Here is a 23,715-nt window from a genome sequence, read left to right on the forward strand (position 1 = left end):
TGCATGCGACGAGGTCCAGGGCAGCCTCGCTTTTAGCGAAGACTGCGCGAATTACCGACGGTCTCGAGATTTCGCGTGTACAGTGAAGTGTCTTTTGCCGTCTGCATCGGACGACGCGCTCGCTATGCGCGGCTTTTTATCAATCGAATCAAGACTTCAAGGAACGATCTGACTACCGTCATCCCCAAACCCAATGAGCCCGTCGAAGTTGCACTTCGACGTTTTCGCCGTGCAATCCAGAATAATGGACTGATCGCAGAATTGCGTGCGCGCACGGCATACGAAAAGCCCACCACGGAGCGCAAACGAAAGAAAGCGGCCGCTGTGGCCCGTTTGCGCAAACAGATTCGCCGCGCGTTGCCGCCAAGGAAGCTGTATTGACCCCCGTCGTCAATCTCCGTATGGCTTCTGAGGCGCTTATCCGGCGAGTGGCGGCTCTGCGGAGCGGCTCGTTTCGATGACGTTGACTGGCGCCGGGTCGAAAATTACCCGGGCCAGTTCATTGAAACCTTGCAATTGCGGCGAGCAGGTGTTACTGTGCCCCGAAGTTCAAGAAGTTCGATTGCTGTTCATCAATAGTTCCGTTGCCCCTCGGCGGTATTCGTTGTCCTCTCCCTCCTTGATCCTTTGGCTCCGCACTCTGCTGGGGCGATAATCTCTTCAATTTCACTGCTTCAAGGATTCTTATGGATACCGGTACCGTCAAGTGGTTCAACGATGCAAAGGGCTTCGGCTTCATCTCCCCGGATAACGGCGGTGACGACCTGTTCGCGCACTTCTCCGAAATTCGCGGCGACGGCTTCAAGAGCCTCGCTGAAGGCCAGAAGGTCAGCTTCGAAACGAAGCGCGGCCCCAAAGGCGTGCAAGCTGCAAACATCACGCCGGTTTAAGGCGTAGCGTAGCAGTGCGGGGCCGGAACGCGGCCCCGATTCGTTTTCCCCCCGAAGTCCACGCCCCACATCTCTTGCACTGGCGTTTGCCGGTCGCATCCTATACGGCGCGAAGCCGCCTCTGTCATGCCGGTCGCTCTCTCAGCGGCACATGTTTCCAGGCGTGACGAATACAATTCAAAACATCAAAGACAAATGCAAAACTCAACTACCCAGCAGTACGGGGGTTATACCGTACGTCCGTCCGCACATTGCCTGCCCGACGGTCTGTTTTCCGCAAATCTGCTGCTCGAGCGCGATGGCGCGCGACGCGCACCGAATCAATACGAATTCTTTTCGCTCGACTATTTCGCCGACGAAGCTGACGCGGTCGATTACGCGCGAAGCTGGGCATGCCACTGGATCGACACTCGCGGTTGATCCGGGTCCGTTGCAAGACGGATGGACTTTGTACGAGTCCTTCATCGTCATCCGCAAGAAAATGCACGCGTTCCAGGCCGGTGCCCAACGCGTGCGGGACCCAGTTCATTTCGCAAGCTGACCAAGGTAGTACCCCAGTCGCTCTTCGACATCGCCCGGCTTGTGAAAACCGCGTGCGAGCAGCGCCTCGATACCTTGCTGCGCTGCGGGCCGCCCGAGCGACGCAATGCACGCATCCCATCCCGCGCCGAGTTCGACGTCCGGTGGCAGGCTGGTGTTGACGAGGCGCTTGGTGGTTGCGATCGCCCACTTGTCGAACGCGGAGATACGCGTCGCGAGCGCATCCACGTATGCGTCCAGATCGCCATCCGGCAGCGCCCGGTTTACGTAGCCATAGGCCTCGGCCTTGGCACCATCGATGTCTTCCGAACCCAGCAGCACTTCCAGCGCGCGATTGCGGCCGATGAGTCGAGGCAGCCGGGCCATCGGACCGCCGCCTGCAACCATACCCACGCCGACTTCCCACTGCGAGATGATCGTCTTTTCCCGACTGGCGAAACTCATGTCACAGGCGAGCGTCATTTCGCTGCCATTGCCCGTCGCCCGCCCCCGGATGAGGGCGATGGAAACGACGGGCGCGCGTGGCAGCCGCACGAGAAAATCCGGCCACTGAGGCAACCCGCTGCGACCGGGTGGCAAGGCGGTCAGTTCGTCGAGGTTGGCCGTGAAGTCCGAGTGATTCAGGAAATAGCCGTCGACCGCGCTGTCGAACACCACGACCTTCACATGCTCGTCGGTTTCGAGTGCGTCAATGACTTCGTTGAACTGCTGAACCATGGGCGGACCCATGACATTGATGGGCGGGTTGTCGATCGTGACGCGCCAATAGGCTGGGGACCGCTGCGTAACTCTGATCGGAACGGGGTTCGTCGTCGCATTCATGGGTGACTCCTGTCGCCGGCATATTCGATGGACATGATGGCTCGTGTCGGACGAAAACTAGGCCTGCAGAACCTTGAGAAGCTCCCTGGCAGTGGGGCCAGACGAAGCCGGATTCTGGCCCGTGATCAGGCGCCCATCGACAACGGTGAGCACGGCCCAATTGGCCACTTTTTCGAAGTGTCCGCCCAGACGCTTCAACTCATCCTCGACAAGGAAGGGCATGACCTTGGTCAGGCCGACGGCTTCCTCTTCATCATTGGTGAAGCAGGTGACGCGCTTGCCTTTGACGAGAGGTTGTCCTTCATACGTGGCCTGTCGAAATACACAAGGGCCATGACAGACGGCGGCAACCGGCTTGCCAGCGTTGTAGAAATCCTCGATCAGCGCGATCGAGTTTTTGTCATTGGTCAGATCCCACATCGGACCATGACCGCCCGCATAGAAGATCGTGTCGTAGTCGGCTGCCTTGACGTCGACGAGCTTGACGCTATTGGCAAGTACCTTTTGCGTAGCAGGATCGTTCTTGAAGCGTTGCATCGTGTCGGTCTGATTGTCCGGATCGTCGCTTCTGGGATCGATGGGTGGATGGCCGCCTTTGGGGGACGTCACGGTGACCTGTGCGCCGGCGTCCGTGAATGCGTAGTAGGGCGCAGTGAACTCTTCCAGCCAGAAGCCGGTCGGCTTGCCCGTATTTCCAAGCACATTGTGCGAGGTCAGAACCAGCAGGATTTTCATTTCAATCTCCGTTCGTTAAGGCCGACAAAAGATATTGCCCGGCGCGATGCAGACGACACCGTCGTAAGGGCAGCTATGTCGACACGTTCAAGGAACGTTTGTATTCAAGTCCGACTGCCAGGTGCGCGCCATCGAACGATAGTTTGGCCGGATCATCCCATGGTATGACTGCGGCTTTGACGCTTGCCGCGAGCGCCTCGCGCTCGCATGCGTGCACCGGTATCTTCGAAACAGGCAGGGGTATAAAAAATCGTCGCTTGATGACCCTCTGTGCGGGATGAGAAATTTGCTGCCTCGATGAATTGGCATCACGCCACCAGAGCAAAGAGGTGCATGAAGGATGAATCAGGAATCAGTCGCGCTTGTCGAAGGATTTTGGAAAGAGGTTTGGCAGACGCCCGACAACGTCGAGGCTGTCGACAGCTTCGTTGCCGAGGACTTTGTCGTGACGACAGGTGGCAGGGACATCGTCGGACGCGATGCTTTCAAGCAATGGATTCGCGACTTTTCCGCGCAAATTGCAGACTTGAAGTTCGAGATCGTCAATACTTTCCAGTCTGCTGATGGCACGCTCGTCTCCGCACGGTTCCGTATTCGCGGATGGAATAACGGCTTGATGGGCTTTCCCGCGGATAGACGTCCTGTCGAGTTCACTGGAAACGCGATATGGCACGTCTCGGAAGGACGGCTCGTGCGCAACTGGGTCGAGCGTTCGGCCTTCGAGCTGTATCGGGATCTGCAAGGTGTGTCGCACGTGCACGACCCGTTCGCGGTCGCTCGCAAATAGGCAGGGTACGACGTATGCCTTATTGCAAAACACGGGACGGAGTATCGCTGTTTTATAACGATTGGGGGACGGGTCGTCCTGTGGTTCTCATTCACGGCTGGCCGTTGAATGCGGACTTCTGGGAACCGCAATCCACCTGTCTCGCATCGAACGGCTTTAGAGTGATTTCGTATGACCGCCGTGGATTTGGCCGATCCGACCAACCGTGGTCGGGTTATGACTATGACACGCTGGCAGATGACCTCGACACGCTGATGCGACATCTCGACCTTCGCGAGGCCACGTTGATCGGATTTTCGATGGGTGGAGGCGAAGTCGCGCGCTATATGTCGAGGCACGGTACCGCACGCGTGGCGCAAGCGGTGTTGATGTCCGCGGTCACGCCGTCCCTGAAAAAGAGTGCCGAGAACCCTGAGGGAATTGACGAGTCAGTTTTCGGCGCCTTGCTAAAGGCGCTTGAAGATGATCGCGCTGGCTTTCTCGCGGACTTCCGCGAGGGCTTCTTCAACGGCGCATCGTCCGGGTCTGCGGTCTCACGCGGCGTGCTGGACTGGTATTCGTTTCTCGCCAGTCAAGCGTCGCTGCGCGCGACCGTCGAGTGCGCTCGCGCATGGGCGGATACGGACTTTCGTGGCGATCTCGCACGAATGACCGTCCCGACGCTGATTCTGCACGGCAGTGCGGATATCAATGTGCCGCCGGAGATCACGGTTCATCTCGCCGCGCGCCTGATTGTGAACGCTCGCTACATCGAATACGAAGGAAGCGGTCACGCTATTGGCATTACCGATCGTGAGCGCGTCAATGCGGATCTTCTCGCGTTCCTGCGTGAAGCCGGGCGTTGAATCTTCAGACGTCATCGTGCGAATTGTTCTTCACGCGAAAAACTGAATTGACTGCCAATCGATGCAACGGCGAACCTGGCGAAAGTACAGTGTTGTCACCGGGGAAGTCGTACCCGATCTCATCGACAAACACGCATTAGCAAGGTCGCTACCATGAGCAAATCTCGGCAACGGGTGTTCCTGATTACGGGTGTGAGTTCTGGATTCGGGCGCGCTTTTGCGGAAGCGGCGCTGTCGGCGGGACACGTCGTCATCGGCACGGTCAGGAGCGAAGCGGCGAAAGATGCGTTCGAGCAACTGCAAGCGGACCGCGCTCACGGTGTGGTGCTCGACGTCACCGATTTTGCGAAAATCGACACGGCCGTTGCAGGCGTGACTGAACGAACGGGACCGGTCGATGTACTCGTCAATAACGCGGGGTATGGCCACGAGGGTACGCTCGAAGAATCTTCGCTCGAAGAACTGCTGCATCAGTTCAACGTGAACGTATTTGGCGCCGTTGCGATGATCAAGGCTGTCTTGCCATCCATGCGCGTGCGTCGAACCGGCCACATCATCAACATGACGTCGATGGCGGGCCTCACGACGTTTCCCGGCATTTCGTACTACAGCGGCAGCAAGTTCGCTCTCGAAGGGATTTCCGAGTCGTTGGCTCAGGAAGTGCGCGGCTTTAGCATCCGTGTCACGGCCGTCGCGCCGGGCTCGTTTCGTACCGATTGGGCAGGACGCTCGATGGTGCGCACGGAACGCAGCATTACGGACTACGACCCGGTGTTCGATCCCGTTCGCCAGGCTCGCCAGGCGAAGGACGGCAGACAGGCGGGCGACCCTGACAAGGCTGCGCACGTGCTGCTGGATCTCGTCGAACATCCCGATCCGCCCGTCCATCTGCTGCTTGGTAGCGATGCGTTGAGTGTCGTCCGACGAAAGCTTTCCACGATGCAAACAGCTATCGGCGCGTGGGAAGAGGTCAGCAGATCAACTGATTTTTCATAGGGTGTGCGTTGCCAATCGCATCGAGTCCCTGAACACCTGATGCGATCAATACGCGGCGCGCAGCGCCTCATTGGCAACAGTGAGCCGCGACGCGATCGTCTTGATCAGAAAGCGATGAAACTGCTGTGCGGCGACAGGGTCTTCGCGTTCGAGCGCGAGCAGTGCCGGCACCGACAGACGGTGAACGCGCGTCGGCGCTTCGGCGATCACATCGGCGCTTCGCGTGGTCTGCGTGTACACGGCCATTTCTCCGACGACCGTCCCGGGGCCGAACGAACGCAGCCGCACAAGGCGGCCATCGGGCAGCGGCAGCGAAACGGCAACGCGTCCGGATTCGACGATATAAAGCGCATCGCCCGGCTCGCCGCGCGAAAACAGCAACTGACCCGCGTCGAGATCGCGTACTTCGAGACACGCGCATAGTCGGTCCAGCGCAGATGGCGTGAAATGCGGAGCGAGTGTGGACCGGAGATTCTGTTCTCCCGATGCCTGCATCGCGGAACCCGATCCGAGCAGCGTGTCTTCGATCCATTCGAGACCTGCATCGAGCGTGGCGAACTCGTGTATCCGCAAGTTCAGCGTACCTGTCTTCACGAGCAGGCTGCGCGAGCGCGCGGGCAACGCAGTGAGCACGAGATCGGCGCCCGATGACGCGCACAGTTGCCGCAGCTTCACGAACGCGATCGATACCGACGCGTCCATGCCGTTGGTCGACGCGAAGTCGAGCACGACGTAGCGCACGGGGGCGGCATCATTTGCAGCGAGCCGTTCGCGCACGCGTTGCAGAATCGAATTCGCGGTGCCGAAAAACAGAAAGCCTTGCAGGCACATTCCACATAGCTGCGTGCCGAGTTCGCGCAAACGTGCGGCATCCTCGATACTGCGCTCGACTGTCGAGGTGCGCGTGGTGGCATCGAATGCCATGCGCACGCAGCTAACGCGCCCATACAGCAGCGTGAACATCACACACGCGGCAATGACGCCCGCGATCACGCCCGCCACGACGCCATAGAACGCCACGACGGCAAGGATGCCTGGCACGAGCGCGTACTCGTACCAGTTGAGCCTTGCATACGCGCCCACCAGCCATTGCATCAGCAGCCGCAGTCCCATGAAAAGCTGCAGCCCGACCAGCACGGGGACGGGAAAGAGCGCCACCAGATCGGGCGATGCAATGAGCGCGACAAGGCACGCGAGCGCGGCGAACACGCCCGCCATGCGGCTCGTTGCGCCGGCGCGCGCATTGAGCATCGACCGGTTGTACGATTGATAGCCGACCATCCCGCCCAGCAACCCGCTCGCGATGTTCGCCAGCCCCGCTGCGCGCATCTCGCGGTTCAGATCGATATCATCGCCTGTCGCCGCGCCGATGGCCGTCGAGTTCATCAGGATCGTGATCGCCGACGCGGACGTCACGACGAGTGTCTCCGGCAGATGCGCCGCGATCGCGGCCCAGTCGATCGCGCCATTCGCGAGTGGCGCGGGCACGTGCATATCCGGGAAGAAGTGCAACTTCACATGAGGCAGCAGCAGGCCCATGTTGCGCGCATCGTCGATCGAGAGTCCGGCCAGGTGCAGCGACAGATAGAACAGCACGATCCCGCACGCGAGCACGAACGGCAGCGCCGCAATGTGCTGCCGGCCGCGCGTGAGAATGGTGGTGAGCACGCCGATGAACAGCGCCGGCATCCACGCGAGCCAGTGCAGATGCGTGAGCACGGGCAAGGTATGCCACTGCGGCGACTCGCCCGTCAGCACGCGGAACGCGCCCGCCAGCAACAGATAACCGGTGCCCGCCAGAAATCCGCCGACCACGGGATACGGCAGGAACTGCAGTGACCGGCTGCGCTTCGACGAGCCGATCGCGTACAGCACGATGCCCGTCACCACCGAACACAGTGCGATGGCGATCAGTACGGTCAGAAGAATGGTTTGCGGCGAGCCGCCGTCGGCGCGCACGCTGCTCGCGACGCCCGCCGCCACGCCTGCCAGAAAAGCCGTCGCGTTGCTGTCCGGCCCGGCGATATTCAGGCGCATCGAACTGGTCAGCGCAATCACCAGTGCCGTCACGATGCAGCTGACCAGCGCGGTCGGCACGCCGAGTTCGGCATAGCGCGCGAGGTCCGCGCTGAAGATCAGCGTGCCCAGGCTCATCGCGTAGCAGAGCATGACGAGCATCGAGACGGCGCCCGCCGTCAGGTCGCCGAGCAGCCCAACACCCGTCATGCGCGCTGCGGCAGCGCTTGCAGATGCAGACTCGGATTCGGAACCTGTGGCAGCTGGCTTCACGGCGCTCCCCCGGAACGCGCGGCGCCGGGCACGAGCCGGCGACCGCGCGCCCAGTATCCGCTGCCCGTCTCGCGCCTGTCAAACCGCCGGCACGCGGGCGGCCGACCCTCTCTTTCGAGGTACTCAACACCTACACTAGACAAGGCGGGTGCGGTTTTTTAAGCACGCAACGAGAAACAGATTCCGGCGATGACGATGGATATCGAACTGTGGCTGGGCGGACTCGGGCTCCAGCAGTACGCACGGGCGTTCGCCGACAACGACATCGACGCCGCGATGCTGCCTGAGCTGACGGATGCCGATCTGAAGGAACTCGGCGTGCGCTCGCTTGGGCATCGCAAGCGGCTGCTGGCGGCGATAGCGCAGATACCGGCTGGGGACGCACAAGCGCCGCCTGTGGTCCAGGCTTGCTTCGACAAGCCTGTCGCGTCCACTAACGGCGGGCCGTTGGACGAGCGCAGGCAGGTCGCCGTGCTGTTCGCCGATATGTGTGGCTTCACGGACTTGAGCCGTGAACTCGACCCAGAGGAATTGCTTGCGGTGCTCGACGGCTACTTCGAGCAGGTCGATGACATCGTCGAGCGACACGGCGGGCATATCGACAAGCATCTCGGTGACTGCGTCATGGCCGTGTTCGGCGCGCCGCGTTCGCATGGAAACGATCTGGAGCGCGCGGTGCGGGCCGCGCTCGCGATCACCGACGCGATGCCGGGGTTGTCCCGGGCGCTGGGACGCTCGCTTTCCATTCACATCGGCATTGCGGTTGGCCAGGTCGTAGCGAGCGGCACCGGCAGCGCCGCGCACAGGGAGTACACCGTCACGGGCGAGACGGTCAACCTCGCATCGCGCCTCACCGACGCGGCGGGGCCGGGCGAGATATTGATCTCGGAAGCCGTATGGCGGCCCCTTGCTGACCGCCTCGATTGTGTGGCGCGTGGGGCGCTTGCCGTGAAAGGCTTCGCAGAGGCGGTTTCGGTATGGCGTCTTGCGGGTCTGCGGCGTTCGTCGGTGAGTCGGCCGCTGGTCGGGCGTCGCGACGAACTGCGCCAGTTTCAGGGAATACTCGAATCGTGCAGTCGAACCGGGCGCGGCCACATTGTCCATGTCAGAGGGGAGCCGGGTATCGGCAAGACACGGCTTGTCGAAGAATGCCAACGCGAGGCGAACGAACTCGGATTCGCCTGTCACAGCGCCCTTGTGCTCGACTTCGGATCGAGAGCCGGTCGGGACGCGATCCGGTCTCTCGTACGCGGTCTCCTTGCGATCGATGACGCCAGCGACGGGAATGACGGCACGACTGCCGTGGCGCGCGCCATCGCCGACGGTCTGGCTGACGCCGGCGATGCGCCGTTCCTCCATGATCTGATCGATGTGCCTCAGCCGCCCGGAGGCCGGGCGCTCTACGAGGCCATGGACAATGCGATGCGCGTTCGAGGCCGGCGCAACGTCATGGTCCGGCTCGTGCAACACGCTAGCCGCGCGCAACCGCGGTTGATCGTCGTAGAAGACATTCACTGGGCTGACCGATCGACGCTGCGGGACCTCGCCGAACTCGCCACCGCGGCTGCGGGGTGTCCGGCCGTGCTGATGCTGACCGGGCGGCCCCAAGGCGATTCACTAGACGAACGATGGGACGCACCGGGCAACGCGTCGTACTCGCTGTTCGATCTGGGCCCCTTGAATGACGGCGACGCGCGTCTGATGGCCGAATCGTTTGCCTGTACCGACGACCTGGCGGCGCGCTGCATCGAACGGGCCGCGGGCAATCCGCTCTTTCTCGAACAACTGTTGAGCAATGCAGGGAAGACGGTGGGATCGGGTGTGCCGGGCTCGGTGCAAAGTCTCGTGCAGGCGCGGCTGGATGGACTCGATCCGATGGACAAAACCGTCTTGCGGGTCGCGTCGGTTTTCGGCCAGTTCTTCGAGAAGGAGGCGATCAGCCACATGCTCGACGGCGCCGATGTCGTACTGGAACCGTTGATGATGAGCCGCCTGCTTCGCCGACAGGGCAGCGGTTTCATCTTCCATCACGCACTCATTCGCGACGCCGTCTATGACGGGCTGCTGAAAAGCCAGCGCCGCGAATTGCATCGCCGCGCCGCGCAGTGGTATGCGCAGCGTGATGCCGTGCTGCGGGCCGAGCATCTCGATCGAGCCGCGGACGATGAGGCGCCAGCCGCCTATTGCGAAGCGGCACGCTCGCAGGCGGCCGGGTATCACTATGAATTCGCGCTGCGGCTCGTCGAACGTGGGCTCGAATTGACGACTGCCCGTACGGACCGCGTTGCGCTCGAATGCCTGCGTGGCAACATTTTGCACGACACCGGCGACATGACATCGGCGCTCGGCGCGTTCGAAACGGCTCTCGCTGCGGCCGCGACGGACGCAGAGCGTTGTCAGGCGTGGATTGGGCGCGCCACCGTGAAGCGGGTTATCGACGATCTCGATGGGGCGTGGAGCGATCTGGACTGCGCTGCCGCAGTGGCGTCAGCCGACGGTCTGTTGCGCGAAGCGGCACGCATTCATTTTCTGCGCGGCAATCTCTGTTTTCCGCGCGGTGAGATCGAAGGCTGCGTGCGTGAACACGAGCGCAGCCTGGTTCTCGCGCGCGAGGCACGCGACTACGAACAGGAGGCGGCCGCGCTCGGCGGGCTCGGAGACGGAGAATACATGCGCGGCCGGATGATCAGCGCGCACGATGCATTTAGTCGATGCATCGAGTTGTGCCAACGTCACGGGTTCGGGCGCATAGAAGTCGCCAACCTGCCGATGCGCGCGATTACCGCGTGGTTTGCAGGCAAGGTAATGGAGGGACTCGATGCGGCGAATGCAAGCGTTGCCGCGGCGGAGAAGGTCGGTCATCTCCGGGCGCTCGCCGTCGCTCATCATGCGGCGTGGCACTGCTTGTACCAGCTCGCGGAATGGGATCGTGCCTGGGAGCATGTCGGCCCGGCGCTGCAGTGTGCGCGTGAGCTGAAATCGAGGCGGTTCGAAGCCGAGGCGCTGGCATTGCGCGCGGAGTTGCATCGGGTCGCCGGGCGGCGGCGCGAAGCGCTCGATGATATCGAGGAGGCACTGGCGATCAGTCGGGAGACGGGGATGGCTTATCTCGGCGCATCGTATCTGGGGATTCTGGCGCGGGTGTCGGACGATATCGGCGGCTGCGAGCAGGCGCTTAAGGAAGGGGCGGCTTTGCTCGCCGCCGGGGCGGTAAGCCACAATCATTATCTCTTTCGACGTGACGCGTTGGATGCGTGTATCGATTGGGGAATGTGGGATGCGGCTGCCGTACATGCTGCGGCGCTCGAGGACTATACATGCCGCGAGCCGTCGCCGTTTTCTGCGTTCGTCGTGGCGCGGGGGCGCGCGCTGATCGCTTATGGAAGGGGCGATCGGGGATTTGCATTGCTCGGAGAACTTCAGCGGCTCAAGGAGGAAGGATTGAGGCTGGCGTTTCGTTATGCGCTTCGGGCGATCGATACAGCGCTCATGGGTTGCGCGACGCAAGACTGAATGAGATCGAGTCGGGCGCGTGATGGGCCGTGTGGCGTTGAGACCGGTCGCGACAGGTAGAGATCGCCACACGAACGGACTCCCCGGATTGATGGTTTTGGACGACGGTACAGCGAGCGGGTGCATCAGGTCGGCACTGGCGCTTGCCCGGAACGTTCCCCGCGCGAGTGAACTTCTTGGGGCGGCCATCTACGGCCTTGCCCCGGGTTTTCATGCTGACATTCGAACGTCGGCTTCACTCAGCTAACGGACCTTCGCGCCATTCCTGTCCAACACATCAGGGCGTGTGCGCCGACGTCAGATTGAGTGCCAATGCTTGCGCCACTTCGATGCCGTCGATGGCCGCCGAATAGATACCGCCCGCATACCCCGCGCCTTCGCCGGCCGGATACAAACCTTCGACGTTCATGCTCTGGAAATCGTCTTTGCGTCGAATCCGCAGCGGTGACGACGTGCGCGTCTCCACGCCGGTGAGCACGGCATCGTGCATCGCGAAACCTGCGATCTTCCTGTCCATCTGCGGGAGTGCTTCACGGATGGCTTCGATCACGTAGTCGGGCAGCGCAGTGCTGAGATCCGTGGGGCGCACGCCCGGCTTGTACGACGGCACCACGGCGCCAAGCGACGTCGACGGCCGGCCAGCGATGAAATCTCCGACCAGTTGACCCGGCGCGTGGTAATCGCCGCCGCCGAGTTCGAACGCGCGCTCTTCCCATTTGCGCTGGAACGCGATGCCGGCCAGCGGACCGCCCGGATAGTCTTCCGGCGTGATGCCGACGACGATGCCCGCATTCGCGTTGCGCTCGGCCCGGGAATACTGGCTCATGCCGTTGGTGACCACGCGGCCCGGCTCGGAGGTGGCCGCGACCACCGTGCCGCCAGGGCACATGCAAAAGCTGTAGACGGCCCGTCCATTACTGCAGTGATGGACCACCTTGTAGTCGGCCGCGCCGAGTTGCTTGTGACCCGCAAACTTGCCGAAGCGGCTGCGATCGATCACCCCCTGCGGATGCTCGATGCGAAAGCCCAGTGAAAAAGGCTTGGCTTCCATATACACGCCGCGATCGTGCAGCATCTGGAAGGTGTCGCGTGCGCTGTGGCCCACGGCCAGCACCACGTGATCGCACCGCAACGTTTCGCCATTCGACAGCTTGAGCGCGCGCACCTTGCCCTGATCGATTTCGATGTCCTCGACCCTGGTTTCGAAGCGCACTTCGCCCCCCAGTTCCTCGATGTTGGCGCGCATTTTTTCCACCATGCTGACGAGGCGGAACGTGCCGATGTGCGGCCGGCTCAGATACAGGATGTCATCCGGCGCGCCCGCCTTGACGAATTCCTCCAGCACCTTGCGACCATAGTGGTTCGGATCCTTGATCTGGCTATATAGCTTGCCGTCGGAAAACGTTCCAGCGCCGCCCTCGCCGAACTGCACATTGGATTCCGGATTCAGCACGGACTTGCGCCACAGGCCAAAGGTGTCCTTGGTGCGCTCGCGTACGGCTTTGCCGCGTTCGAGGATGATCGGACGGAACCCCATCTGCGCGAGAATAAGTCCTGCGAACAGGCCGCACGGCCCCATGCCGATGACGACCGGGCGCAACGAATCAGTGTGCTCGGGAGCCTTCGCGACGAAGTGGTAAGCCATGTCCGGCGTCGGTCCACAATGCGGCTTGCCGGCCATCCGCTTGAGCGCGGCCGCCTCGTCCTTGACTTCGACATCGACGATATAGGTCAGCTTGATGTCTGAGCGCTTGCGTGCGTCGTGCGCACGGCGGAACACGGTGTAACGGATGAGCCCGTCTGCCGGCACGCCGAGATCCGCGAGGCGCGCGCGAATCGCGGCTTCGAGATCGCTCTCGGGATGGTCGAGCGGGAGTTTGACTTCGCTTAGACGTAGCATGAGTACTGAAATGTGATCACCACGGAATCGTGGCGGTGTTGAAACAGGTGGAGACCCGCATGCCGGTGGCGACGTTGTTCGCTACGTGGGCATCCCGGATGCCGTACGCGGGGCTGCAGACTGACCAGGCCGGACAACTCAAGCAACTTCACGATGAGAAACCGTACCGTGCGTGGGCGGGGAACCATGTTCCGCCCCGAAGCCATCATCAGGCAGACACGCGACCGGATCGTACGATGACCGGGAGCACATGAAAGGGGCACGCCTGTCCGTCGAACGGTCCCGCCCAGGCCGCCATCTTGCGGCGTCCCATCGCCAACCCGGAGGGTGATGAAGCTGATGTAAGCCTGGACGCCGAAACCGCGTGCCTCATAGACGCCGACGCGTCGCGGTAACCCTGACCTGCCCGGGCGCCCGGCGATTTCCGTGGAAATTCGACCGGCGACCTGCCGTTCCAGCTGCCTTCCGCCAGCGCGGCTCCAACCCGTCATTATAGCGGTGCGAGCGGGTGGCTTGTGCGAAGCCATACCATGCGGGCGTGGCCGCGCTCGTTGTTCAAGCGGGTCAGCCCGAGCGCTGGTCCATGAACCTCGCGCAAAACGCAGCCGCCAGAGCAAAGGATCCTGGCGACGTTCTACGCCACAGTGTCGCTTTCCGGGGCGCAGGTCGGGCCTGTCGCTGGCTTACCACGTGTGGCGCGGGAAGGGCCCGCCGGCTATCAGGCATGGCCGCGTGCTTCTGTCACAATAACGCTCGCCCATTGCGCTGACGTGCCGTCGGCAGCGCCTCACAACTGAGCTTCCCGTCAATGCGCATCTTCGGAATCAGCCTTTACGTCATCATCGCCCTGTTCTTTGCGGTGCATGCCGTGCGCACGCAGCAGAACATGTACTGGCTGCTGATCCTGTTTCTTTTCCCGGGCCTCGGCAGTGCGGTCTACTTCTTTGTCATTTATTTGCCCTCTCTGCGCCAGTCGCGTGGGGCAAGGGCGGCAACGAAGGCCATCTCGCAACTTGTCGATCCCAACCGGGCCGTGCGCGAGGCGCGCACGTATTTCGATCGCGCGCCGACCGTCGCGCATCGCATGCGCTTGGCTGCAGCGCTGCTCGATGCAGGAAACGCCGCCGAAGCCCTGGAGCATTACCAGGCAGCGGCCAGCGGGCCATTCTCATCCGATCCGGCTTTACTCCAGGGGCTGGCGCGTGCGCAGTTTGCCAATGGCAATGCTGCGGCCGCGCAGGATGCACTGGAAAAACTGTTCGCCGCCGATCCTCTCACCCGCCGGCAGCCAGAACCCGCGTTGCTGTACGCGCGGGCTCTGGCCGCGCTCGGCGCGCCAGGCATACGCGCCGCGTTCGATATCGCGCTCGCGAGCGCAAGCGACGCCGCACCGCGTTGCCTGTACGCCGATTGGCTAGCGGCGCAGCCCGACGAGGCCGACCGCCAGCGCGCGCGGGAACTTTACGCTGAGATCGTGCACGATGCCAGGCATTGGCCACGCCACGCCCGCGACCATAACAGCGAGTGGCTGCAACGGGCCCAGACCGCCCTGAGCCGATAATTCACGGGCGACCTTCGCAAGCGACCGATGTGGGCATTCGGGCGCCTGTCGCCCGAAAGAAGCGGCCACTCGCCCAGACGCTCACGACAACTCCACTTGCGGCTTCGCCGTAACCAACCGTGCACAACACGGCACAAGACACAGCAGGGCGGCCAACATCCAGAACGCCCCTGGCAGTCCCACTCCGTTCGCAACAAACCCCACGCCCGCCGGCCCGACGAGATTCCCCGCATAACCCGTCGTCGTGATCGCGACGACGGCGAGCGCTGTTGGCATCGCGCGTTGCGCGCCTGCCTGGCGAAACAGCACCGGCACCACGTTCGATGCGCCAAGACCGATCAACAGGAAGCCGGCCATCGCAATCACAGCGCTCGGCGCCGTCAGCAGGACAACGAAACCGCCCAACGCGATCCATCCACCCCAGAACACCATTGCGCGGTCCCCGACGCGTGCGGTCACCGCGTCGCCGCCCAGGCGGCCAGCCGTCATTGCAACCGAGAAAATCATGTAGCCCACGCCGCCTTGCGCAGCCGCCACCAGTCCAGCGCCCGTGATCAGCAGCGCGCTCCAGTCGAGCAGCGCGCCTTCGACAAGAAACGTGATCGCGGTGAGCGCGGCGAGCAACAGCACGATGCCGCGTGGCGCAACGAACAGCGGACCTTCTTTCGCATGAGCCGTTTCGATCAGCCGCGACCGTGCGACGGCGATCGCGCCGAGCATCAACAACGCGCATAGCAACGTGCTCTCGAGCGGGCCGATATGCATCGACAGAAGGAAGGTCATCAACATCGACCCGGCAAAGCCGCCGATGCTGAACAGCGCATGGAACCCCGACATCAAAGGCCGGCCTTCCATTCGCTCGACATCGACCGCGTGGATATTCATCGCGACATCGAGCGAACCGAGCGACGCGCCGAACGCGAGCAAGGTCATCCCCAGTGTCAACGGTGTGCTGACGATGGTCAGAAACGGGAGTGTCACGGCCAGGCCGAATCCTGCCACGACGATGATCGGCCTGCTGCCGTATCGCGCGCTGAGCGCGCCCGTGATCACCATCGCGATCACCGATCCGAGGCCGAGGCAAAGCAGCAACAGGCCGAGCACGCCGTCATCGACGCCGAGCCGCTGCTTCGCAAAGGGCACGAGCGGCGCCCAGCACGCGACACCGAATCCGGCCACAAGGAAGGCAAGGCGGGTCGCAAGTCGGGCTGCAGGTCGGTCGAACGTCATGGTCACGGGGGTCCTGAATGAGTTGGCCGCGCTCACAGGCTGGCGGCCGGGTCGGCCTTCACAACCGTCGGGCCGGATTTAGACAAGGCCGCACGCTCCGCGCGCGGCAGGTCGTGTTCGACGATCACGCATTCGATCGCCTTGAGCGTGGCGACCCGATGAGGCGCGCGGGCGTTGAACTTGTCGGTGAGTGCGAGTACCACGCTGTGCTCGCTGGCCGCAAGGACGGCGCGTTTGAACGCCGCGTCGGCGAGACCGAATGCACTGATCCCGCTTTTCGGCGCTATCGCGCACGAGCCGATGAAGCATCGATCGATATTCAACTGGGCGATGGCCTCCACCGCGCTCGCATCGACGCATCCGCCCACGGCCGGATCGACCGACCCACCGATCATGATGAGTTGCAGATCGGACCGGCGAAGCACGGCAGCGGCGATGTCGATGGAGTTGGTCGCCACGGTGAGTTCGCTTTCTTCCGGCAACACGTCGACGAGCGCGAGATTGGTGCTGCCGCTATCGAGGAACAGGAGTTCGCCCGGTTGGATCAGCGGCACGGCTGAACGAGCCAACGCCGACTTGCGCTCGCGCGCCAGGTCCATGCGCGCTGCCATCGGCGCGGACGCGGGCGTGATCGGCAACGCGCCGCCATAGACCCTGCGGCAACGGCCTTCCGTTGCCAGCGCGCGCAGGTCGCGACGGATCGCGTCTTCGGAAACGTTGAATTCAGCAGCGAGCGCGGTCGCGACGACCGACTGGCCTTGTGCGAGCCGGTTCGCGATCTCGTCGCGTCGTGCGAGGGGGATGTCGTCATTCATGCCCGCATCATATCGTGCATAAACAAGAATGTAAACGTGCACAAACGTGCACGTCGTCCGATGCTCAGTGATGAATTGCCAGTGCGATCAGTTCATGTAAGCGGCGGAATGAACGCGTCGACGGAATGCGTGATAATTTCCACCCTCACCCAATTCGACACTGACGCGACCGACCATGCATCTCCATCGCATGCTTTGCTTTGGCCGCAATGACGAGAGTGGCAATGCCGCGATCGTCGTTGAGGGCTCTGATCTGGCTGAACCGGAACGGTTGAAGTTCGCCCAGCGGCAAGACGCAAGTGCGACGGTGTTTGTGGAGGCGGATGCGGCTGGTGACATACAGCTTGATTACTACTATCCGCATGCCCGAAGCCCGCTCTGTCTGCATGCGACGCTTGCGGCGAGCGCGGTTTTCTTCGAGCGTTATCCGGACATCGGACAGGTTCGGTTCGTCACGAGCATGCATCGGCAGGCACTCGAGGTCGAGCGCGTCGACGAGGCAATCTTCGTCGGCGTGAAGGCGCAGCCTTGCCCGGCGTTGACCATTGACGTCGCGGAGACGGCCCGCTTGCTCCGCGTCGAACCGGCTGACGTGATGGGTATGCCTGGAGTTGCATCGGTGGGGAGCGCGAAGCTGCTGGTAGAAGTCGCGGAGCAGTCCGTGCTGGCCGCCTTACGCCCCGATCTCACGGGCATTGCTGAATGGAGCCGCAAGCACGGCGTTTCGGGCATGTACGTGTACTGCCGTCTTCAGGACGGCGTCTACGCGGGGCGGAACTTCAATCATCTGGAGCCGCGCTTCGAAGATGCTGCGACGGGAGTGGCGGCTGGTGCACTGGCCTTGTCGCTCGAGCGAAGCATTACGCTGCTGCAAGGCGACGCGCTCGGCCAGCCGTGTACGCTCATGGCCCGATACGCGACTGGGACGGTGCAAATCGGCGGACGAGCGATCAAGAGCGCGAATTGAAACGCGCCAGTATCGCGCCGCTCAGTTCCCCGCGACGCGCCGCACCGTTTTCGCGATCCACGCAACGAGCCCGTTGCGCACGACGACGCCCACGATCCTGCGCGGCCCGATCACCAGCGATCCGACCAGCACTGCTGCGAGCAGCATGACATTCGGCGCGGTCGATACCAGTTCTCGCGCGCGCAACGTGAGTGAGGGCCTGCTCGCACCTTGAAGCCCGCGCGCGGCTTCCCGTGCGGCAACCAGGTTCGCACGCGATACGGCCATTCGCGCCCGCACATCGGATTCTGCCGCGGCAAGCACCGCCAGTCGCGAAGTCATTTCAACGCCTCCTTGACCGCTTGCAGGTCATGGTGAATTTCGTCCTGAAGCACGCGGAACGGCCGCGCCGGCTTTTGTGCGCGAACCACGATGAAGGAAATCAGGCACAACAGCAGCCACGCCGCCGCGATCGCCCATGCGACCTGAACGAAGTACGGCGTGGACAACGCCGTTGCGATGATCGCGATGCACAGGAACGACAGCGCAAACAATCCCGCGACCGCCAGCGCCACGAGCGCAATCACTTCGCGCGCGAGTTGAGCGCGCGCCTGCGTCAGTTCGATGGAAATGAGTTCGCCGTAGTCTGCCATCCGGTCCATGCAGAACCGGCTCACGGTGCTCCACTGGTTCACTTTGGATTGAATCGACATGTCACGGCTTCCTCAAAGGACAGTGGACTGCGCGGTCGGTCGTCCTGTGCTGGATTAGTCGCCGGTGTCACGCCTTGCTGACCACAGCGCGCCTATCACGAAGCCGATTGCAGTCGCGCCCGCCAGCACGGCAAGCGGGCGGGACGACATCGCATCGCGCGCGAGTTCGGTTGCGTCCGCGCAGAGCTGTTGCGCCTTGCCTTGCAATTCATTCGCTTTGCCTTCGAGCTGCATGCCGACATCGCCTGCGAGCGAGCCGATCGTTTCCTTCACATTGCCCGCAGCTTCGCGAAGCGTACCTTCCGCCTTGGTCGTTTCCATTTGTCACTCCAGTTGAGCACGATCAGATAAACCGCCATGTCGACGACGGGACAGTGCAGCGTCGGTGCACCGCCTGCAATGAGTCATGAGCAAGCACCGAACCCGATGCGTGCACCGTGCAATACAACGCGGTAGAACGTGTGGGATGGCCGAGGGATTAGGCTTGGGAGTTTGACGCGGTGTATCCAGCGAGCGCCGTAAGCGGCGACGCCAGGCGGGAAGGTCGGCGATCGCGACAGGCGATACGCCGTTGGAAGTCGGTCGGGACTTCCGCGGGGAAGGTGGCCTGCGATGGGAGGGGAGACTTCTCTGTCTAGCTGCCCTTTTTATCGGGCCTGTATAGCCAGACCAATAGCGCACAGATGGCAAGCAACACGATCTTCGCGAAGAGCGTCGGCGCGAATGCCACCAGCAGCAGGAAACACAAGAGCCAGATGATCTCGGCCGTCAGCGAGCCCAACCTTTTCTTCACGCCATCTCCTTGGTCTGCCAGCCGGCAACGCGTCGAACGTCGCTGCACCGGGAACGGAATCCCAGCGTTCGCTGGGGCGCGGCTGCGCAACGCGCGACCTCAGCGAAGTATACTGGCACCATTAATGCATGGCGCGAAATTCATCCTTCTGGATCACACAAAAATCGACGCGCGGGATAAGGAGGAAGCCGCAACTGTTCGGCAGATGAGGGCCGATGCTCAGGCCGCCGCCGCCCCCGCGTCGAAGGTGTCGTCGTCTTCGTCGATCGCGTCGGGGTCGCCGCCCAACGACCGGATGCAGTCGTCGAGAAACTCCATCGTGACCACTTCGTATTCGGGCGTTCCGGGCGTGCAGTCTTCCGGGTTCAATTTTCCGCGTGCCTTACGGATCGTGCGGACGCCCCCTTCGACAGCCTGTGCAACACGCCACATGGGGTCGTCAGGGACGAGCTTGTCAAGTTCATTTGCTTTCATGCACCGGATATCGGCGGTGGCCATTCAACCTTGAGCATAAAAACCTGCTTTATGCGCGATGGCGGATGAAACCGAGGAGGGCCTCTAACGCGACGTCGCGCTGAGCCTGTGCCCCGCATCGTGGGCGAGCCTGACATAGCCGTACACCGACACGATCGTCAGCGCACCCGCGCACAGGAACGCGAAGCGGAAGTCGTCGAGCGTGAACGCTTGTCCCTGACCGCCGCCCGAGCCGTTGATGGCCGCAGCCGCGCGCAGCGCCAGCGCGCCGAAGGCGATCCCGAGACCGATGCTCATCTGCGCCGCCGCATTCCACAACGTATTGGCCGCGCTCGTCTGTTCGGAGGGCACGTCCGCGTAGGCCAGCGTGGCCAGCGTCGAGAACTGCAGCGAACGCGCGAGCCCGTAGATGAACACGACCACCAGCACCCACGCGAGCGGCGACGCAGGCGTCAGCACGCCGCACACGATCGTGAACACGCCGCATACCGCGCTGCCCGCTATCGCCACGCGCCGGAAGCCGTAGCGCCGCAGGATCCGTGTCGTGAGCGCTTTCATGCCGAGATTGCCGGTTGCGCTGACGAGCAGCAGCAACCCCGATTTAAACGCCGACAATCCGAAGCCGATCTGGAACAGCAAAGGCATCAGATATGGCACCGCGCCAATGCCGATGCGCGTCAGCGTTCCCGTGACGACCGTGACGGAGAACGTCGGGATGCGCAGCGTGGTGACGTCGATCAGTGGATGCCGCTGGCGGCGCGCCTGATAGAACGCGACGGTGCCGATCGCGAGCCCGAGAGCGATGATGCCAAGGCCGACGAAGGGATTCATGTCCGGCTGGCTCGCCACATCGGCGCCGTACAGAATGGCCGTCAACGCCGTACCGCTCAACAGCAGGCCGAGCGCGTCGAAAGGGCGGCGTTCTGCGCTGCGCAGATTCGGCACCCACTTGAGCACGGCGACGAGCACGACGAGACAGACGGGCAGGTTGAGCAGAAAGATCCAGCGCCACGACGCGTAGGTCGTGATGAAGCCGCCGACGGGCGGACCGATCACGGGCGCGACGATGCCCGGCCACGTGATCGTCGAAATTGCCTGCATCAGTTGCTTCCGGTCGATGCTGCGCACCACGGTCAGCCGTCCCACGGGCACCATCAGCGCACCGCCGATACCCTGCAGCACACGTGCAGCGGTAAATTCGACCACGTTCTGCGACAGGCCGCATAGCAACGAAGCGAGCGTGAACGTGACGATGGCCGAGAAGAACACGCTGCGCGAGCCGAAGCGGTCCGCGACCCAGCCGCTCGCCGGAATGAAGATCGCCAGCGCGATCATATAGGCGCTCATGCCGAGGCTGAGCGCGTTGGGGCTCGTGCCGAACGATCGTGCCATCTCCGGCAGCGCCGTGGCGATGATCGTCGTGTCGAGATACTCCATGAAGAAGGTCGCGGCGACGACGTAAGGCAGCGGTCCGAGTGAACCTGAGCGGGATGGCGAGTCTTTCATGAGCAAGTGGGAGTGCGTACGCAACGGTACGCGATCGTACGATGACCGCGCCCATTCTGCCAAAGAGGGCATTCGCACTGTGGACCGGGAGCGAACCATGCCGCAACGATCGGGAATCGTGTATGAATGGGCGATTCGCGTGGATCGACGGAGTCTCGCATGCCCAAAATCGACATTGCCGCTGTACCGGAACGTCAAGGTACGGGTTATCCGCAGCCGTATGCCGCGCGCAGCGCCGAACGCCTCCGTCAGCGGCTGGGCGACGCAGGTGGACTGGTCGATTTCGGAGTGAACCTGATGCGCCTGCCGCCGGGCAACTGGTCGAGCCAGCGTCATTGGCACTCGGCCGAAGACGAGTTCGTCTTCGTGCTCGAAGGCGAGCTGACGCTGATCGAAGACGGCGGCGAAACGCTATTGCGCGCGGGCGACTGCGCGGCGTTCCCGAAGGACTCCGGAAATGGCCATCACATGATCAACCGATCCGATGTGACGGCGCTTTACCTCGAAGTCGGTTCGCGTTCGGCTGCGGATGTCATCACCTGCTCCGACATCGACATGATGAGCCCCAGCAGCGACGGCCGTTTCCTGCACAAGGACGGCACGCCATATACCTGACGCGCATCATGCGAATGCCGGCGTCGCGCGCAGCGACGCAACCGCATATACCCGCTGCCGTTATTGCGCGGCTGTGAGCTTCAGGCTTGGCCGCGAACTGTCGACGGCGACTTCCTGCGGGATTTTGCGGCGGTCGGATACCAGCTCGATGCCCGCTTTTGCGACCTGTTCGCAGAACGCGATGCGGGACCGGTAGTAGTCGGCTTGCAACTGCGCGTCGAGAACCCGTTGCTCCGCCTGGAAGAGGCCCATTCGAAGCTCGCTTAAGGCCCGCTCGGCCTGCTTTTCGGGAGTGGGGGCGTGATGGGAAATCAGGTTTGCAAGCCAGTTAAGCATGAGCGTACCCTCCGGTACTCAAACACCTGGTCGAATTTCTCTGGCAGCGCGCATTTAAACGTCACGCGTGCTGTCGGATAAAGACTATCAAAAACCAGGCTGCTGCTGTGTGACCTTGCGCACCTGTTGCGAAAATGTCGAATGCTCACCACACGATGCGCGTTTTCGGCAGCGCTGCCTTGAGTTCGTCGACGTTCCTGGCCTTGGTGCCGTAGAGAACGAGTTCGCGCAATCCGGTGAGGCCCTTCAGTACGTCGATGTCTTCGACTGGAGTGTTCGCGAGATACAGCTCCTGTAAATTCGTCAAACTTTTCAGCGCATCGATATTGCGAACTCTCGTGCGGAAAAGGTTGAGCATGCGCAGGCTCTTCAGGTCTTTTAGCGCGTCGATGTTCTCGACGCGGGTGTCGGCGAGATTCAGTCTTTGCAGCGCGGTCAGTTCCTTCAACGCGTCGATGCCGGTGACTTGCGTGCGGGCGAGCACGAGCGTATCGAGTTGGTGCAAGCCGCGCATCGCGTCGATATCGTCGACCTTGGAGCCATCCAGCACGAGCGTTTTCAGCGACGGCATGCCTTTTATCGCGTCGATGTCGCGCAGCGGTGTATTCGCAAGGTAAAGCGCTTGCATGTCGCGCAGTTTTTTCAACGCAGCGATGCTGTCGATCTGCGTCTCGTTGAGGTCGAGTGTTTTGAGGGCAGTGAGTCCGCCAAGCGCATCGATGTCGCGCACATTCCGCGCGCCGCCGAGCTTCAGCGTTTCCAGATGAGGCAGGTCTTCGAGCGGATCGAGATCCCGAACCTGAGTGTCGCGCAGGTCGAGTTGGCGCAGGTCGGTCAGATTCTTTAGCGCATCGAGATTCGAGACCCGCGTATCCCAGAGGGTGAGCGATTGTAGACCGGTCAGTCCTTTGAGCGCGGCGATGTTCTCCACGTCCGTGCGATGAAGCACGAGCCGCTTCAGCGAATGCATGTCCTTGAGCGCGTCGATATTCCAGACGGGCGTGCCCGTCAGGTCGAGCGAATCCAGTGTGTCCAGTTCCTTCAGCGGATCGAGATTGTCGATCTGCGTGTTGGCCAGATTCAGTTCGATCTTGCGGTCCGAATCCTTCAGGTGCGGGATAGCGGCTGCGACTTCGGATGCCGTCAGGGTTGGCTTGGCACGCAAGGCCAGGCAGGAGGAGTCAGGCGGGGCGGCGGAACCGTCGCTATTGCTGCAGGTGGCCTTGATGAATCCCAACTCGCCCAGCGCCCGTTCGTCGGGGCTTCTGCGCGACGTATTGAACATGACGAACAGGATGATGAGCAACAGGACGACCGCGGCACCGATGGCCCACGGCGTGGCACGACGCCACATGAGGGAACGCGGGTCTTCGGTGTTGGGGTTCGTGCTTGACGGCGGCGTGTCGGAC

At 62.4% G+C, this 23,715-nt stretch carries 24 protein-coding genes; 10 read left to right on the forward strand and 14 right to left on the reverse strand.

Translation table 11 applies throughout. The annotated features are described in order from the left end of the window. The first annotated feature begins 168 nt into the window (after positions 1-168). From rpsU to PPGU16_RS26870, 3 genes are all read left to right on the forward strand, one after another. Positions 169-381, forward strand: coding sequence for a 30S ribosomal protein S21 (gene rpsU, locus PPGU16_RS26860; protein WP_039900353.1), 213 nt, complete (start codon positions 169-171; stop codon positions 379-381). A 305-nt stretch (positions 382-686) separates the two neighbouring features. Continuing rightward, entirely contained in the window at positions 687-890 is a 204-nt protein-coding gene (locus PPGU16_RS26865) for a cold-shock protein (RefSeq protein WP_007580847.1), read from the forward strand. Between the two features lie 195 nt (positions 891-1,085). Further along, entirely contained in the window at positions 1,086-1,310 is a 225-nt protein-coding gene (locus PPGU16_RS26870) for a hypothetical protein (RefSeq protein WP_180723415.1), read from the forward strand. A gap of 105 nt (positions 1,311-1,415) precedes the next feature. Here PPGU16_RS26870 and PPGU16_RS26875 read toward each other — a convergent pair whose 3' ends face one another. Beyond that, entirely contained in the window at positions 1,416-2,252 is an 837-nt protein-coding gene (locus PPGU16_RS26875; protein ID WP_180723416.1) for an enoyl-CoA hydratase/isomerase family protein, read from the reverse strand. A 57-nt stretch (positions 2,253-2,309) separates the two neighbouring features. Further along, a complete protein-coding gene (locus PPGU16_RS26880) occupies positions 2,310-2,987 on the reverse strand; it encodes a type 1 glutamine amidotransferase domain-containing protein (RefSeq protein ID WP_180723417.1) in 678 nt (225 codons plus the stop codon). A 340-nt stretch (positions 2,988-3,327) separates the two neighbouring features. Between PPGU16_RS26880 and PPGU16_RS26885 the strand changes: the two genes are divergently transcribed. From PPGU16_RS26885 to PPGU16_RS26895, 3 genes are all read left to right on the forward strand, one after another. Continuing rightward, complete coding sequence (locus PPGU16_RS26885) at positions 3,328-3,774, forward strand: ester cyclase (protein WP_180723418.1); 447 nt, start codon at positions 3,328-3,330, stop codon at positions 3,772-3,774. Positions 3,775-3,788: 14 nt separating this feature from the next. Further along, a complete protein-coding gene (locus PPGU16_RS26890; protein ID WP_180723419.1) occupies positions 3,789-4,619 on the forward strand; it encodes an alpha/beta fold hydrolase in 831 nt (276 codons plus the stop codon). Positions 4,620-4,772: 153 nt separating this feature from the next. Beyond that, on the forward strand, positions 4,773-5,615 hold the full coding sequence (locus tag PPGU16_RS26895; protein ID WP_180723420.1) for an oxidoreductase: 843 nt from the start codon (positions 4,773-4,775) through the stop codon (positions 5,613-5,615). A gap of 45 nt (positions 5,616-5,660) precedes the next feature. On the opposite strand, the gene PPGU16_RS26900 is transcribed toward PPGU16_RS26895, so the two are convergent. Then, the gene (locus PPGU16_RS26900; protein ID WP_434064427.1) at positions 5,661-7,904 is read right to left on the reverse strand and encodes a SulP family inorganic anion transporter; all 2,244 of its coding nucleotides are present in this window, start codon (positions 7,902-7,904) and stop codon (positions 5,661-5,663) included. A 195-nt stretch (positions 7,905-8,099) separates the two neighbouring features. Between PPGU16_RS26900 and PPGU16_RS26905 the strand changes: the two genes are divergently transcribed. After that, positions 8,100-11,417 (forward strand): adenylate/guanylate cyclase domain-containing protein, encoded by a 3,318-nt coding sequence (locus PPGU16_RS26905; RefSeq protein ID WP_180723422.1) that lies wholly within the window; start codon positions 8,100-8,102, stop codon positions 11,415-11,417. Positions 11,418-11,694: 277 nt separating this feature from the next. Here PPGU16_RS26905 and PPGU16_RS26910 read toward each other — a convergent pair whose 3' ends face one another. Continuing rightward, complete coding sequence (locus PPGU16_RS26910; RefSeq protein ID WP_180723423.1) at positions 11,695-13,317, reverse strand: NAD(P)/FAD-dependent oxidoreductase; 1,623 nt, start codon at positions 13,315-13,317, stop codon at positions 11,695-11,697. An 808-nt stretch (positions 13,318-14,125) separates the two neighbouring features. Between PPGU16_RS26910 and PPGU16_RS26915 the strand changes: the two genes are divergently transcribed. After that, complete coding sequence (locus PPGU16_RS26915; protein ID WP_180723424.1) at positions 14,126-14,878, forward strand: tetratricopeptide repeat protein; 753 nt, start codon at positions 14,126-14,128, stop codon at positions 14,876-14,878. Between the two features lie 81 nt (positions 14,879-14,959). On the opposite strand, the gene PPGU16_RS26920 is transcribed toward PPGU16_RS26915, so the two are convergent. Both PPGU16_RS26920 and PPGU16_RS26925 read right to left on the reverse strand, forming a co-directional pair. Then, the gene (locus PPGU16_RS26920; RefSeq protein WP_180723425.1) at positions 14,960-16,108 is read right to left on the reverse strand and encodes an MFS transporter; all 1,149 of its coding nucleotides are present in this window, start codon (positions 16,106-16,108) and stop codon (positions 14,960-14,962) included. A gap of 32 nt (positions 16,109-16,140) precedes the next feature. Beyond that, entirely contained in the window at positions 16,141-16,923 is a 783-nt protein-coding gene (locus PPGU16_RS26925; protein WP_180723426.1) for a DeoR/GlpR family DNA-binding transcription regulator, read from the reverse strand. 175 nt (positions 16,924-17,098) lie between these two features. Between PPGU16_RS26925 and PPGU16_RS26930 the strand changes: the two genes are divergently transcribed. Then, on the forward strand, positions 17,099-17,890 hold the full coding sequence (locus PPGU16_RS26930; RefSeq protein WP_180723427.1) for a PhzF family phenazine biosynthesis protein: 792 nt from the start codon (positions 17,099-17,101) through the stop codon (positions 17,888-17,890). A 21-nt stretch (positions 17,891-17,911) separates the two neighbouring features. Here the strand turns inward: PPGU16_RS26930 and PPGU16_RS26935 are convergent, their stop codons facing one another. The 6 genes from PPGU16_RS26935 to PPGU16_RS26960 form a co-directional block, all read right to left on the reverse strand. Further along, complete coding sequence (locus PPGU16_RS26935; RefSeq protein WP_180723428.1) at positions 17,912-18,211, reverse strand: hypothetical protein; 300 nt, start codon at positions 18,209-18,211, stop codon at positions 17,912-17,914. After that, positions 18,208-18,582, reverse strand: coding sequence for a phage holin family protein (locus PPGU16_RS26940; protein ID WP_180723429.1), 375 nt, complete (start codon positions 18,580-18,582; stop codon positions 18,208-18,210). The genes PPGU16_RS26935 and PPGU16_RS26940 overlap by 4 nt, the downstream gene beginning before the upstream one ends. A gap of 54 nt (positions 18,583-18,636) precedes the next feature. Next, positions 18,637-18,903 (reverse strand): CsbD family protein, encoded by a 267-nt coding sequence (locus tag PPGU16_RS26945; protein ID WP_180723430.1) that lies wholly within the window; start codon positions 18,901-18,903, stop codon positions 18,637-18,639. A 313-nt stretch (positions 18,904-19,216) separates the two neighbouring features. After that, positions 19,217-19,375: a hypothetical protein gene (locus PPGU16_RS26950; protein ID WP_180723431.1), complete on the reverse strand. Its 159-nt coding sequence runs from the start codon at positions 19,373-19,375 to the stop codon at positions 19,217-19,219. Between the two features lie 219 nt (positions 19,376-19,594). Further along, entirely contained in the window at positions 19,595-19,873 is a 279-nt protein-coding gene (locus PPGU16_RS26955; RefSeq protein ID WP_238268209.1) for a hypothetical protein, read from the reverse strand. A 60-nt stretch (positions 19,874-19,933) separates the two neighbouring features. After that, positions 19,934-21,355, reverse strand: a complete 1,422-nt coding sequence (locus PPGU16_RS26960; protein ID WP_180723432.1) for a DHA2 family efflux MFS transporter permease subunit — start codon at positions 21,353-21,355, stop codon at positions 19,934-19,936. Positions 21,356-21,514: 159 nt separating this feature from the next. Here PPGU16_RS26960 and PPGU16_RS26965 point away from each other — a divergent pair, with 159 nt between their 5' ends. Continuing rightward, a complete protein-coding gene (locus PPGU16_RS26965; RefSeq protein ID WP_180723433.1) occupies positions 21,515-21,970 on the forward strand; it encodes a cupin domain-containing protein in 456 nt (151 codons plus the stop codon). A 60-nt stretch (positions 21,971-22,030) separates the two neighbouring features. Here PPGU16_RS26965 and PPGU16_RS26970 read toward each other — a convergent pair whose 3' ends face one another. Together PPGU16_RS26970 and PPGU16_RS26975 are read right to left on the reverse strand one after the other, a co-directional pair. Further along, positions 22,031-22,306, reverse strand: a complete 276-nt coding sequence (locus tag PPGU16_RS26970; RefSeq protein ID WP_042304542.1) for a hypothetical protein — start codon at positions 22,304-22,306, stop codon at positions 22,031-22,033. 145 nt (positions 22,307-22,451) lie between these two features. After that, entirely contained in the window at positions 22,452-23,660 is a 1,209-nt protein-coding gene (locus PPGU16_RS26975) for a leucine-rich repeat domain-containing protein (RefSeq protein WP_238268211.1), read from the reverse strand. Positions 23,661-23,715 lie beyond the last annotated feature (55 nt).

Source organism: Paraburkholderia largidicola (assembly GCF_013426895.1).
Classification (GTDB): Bacteria; Pseudomonadota; Gammaproteobacteria; order Burkholderiales; family Burkholderiaceae; genus Paraburkholderia; species Paraburkholderia largidicola.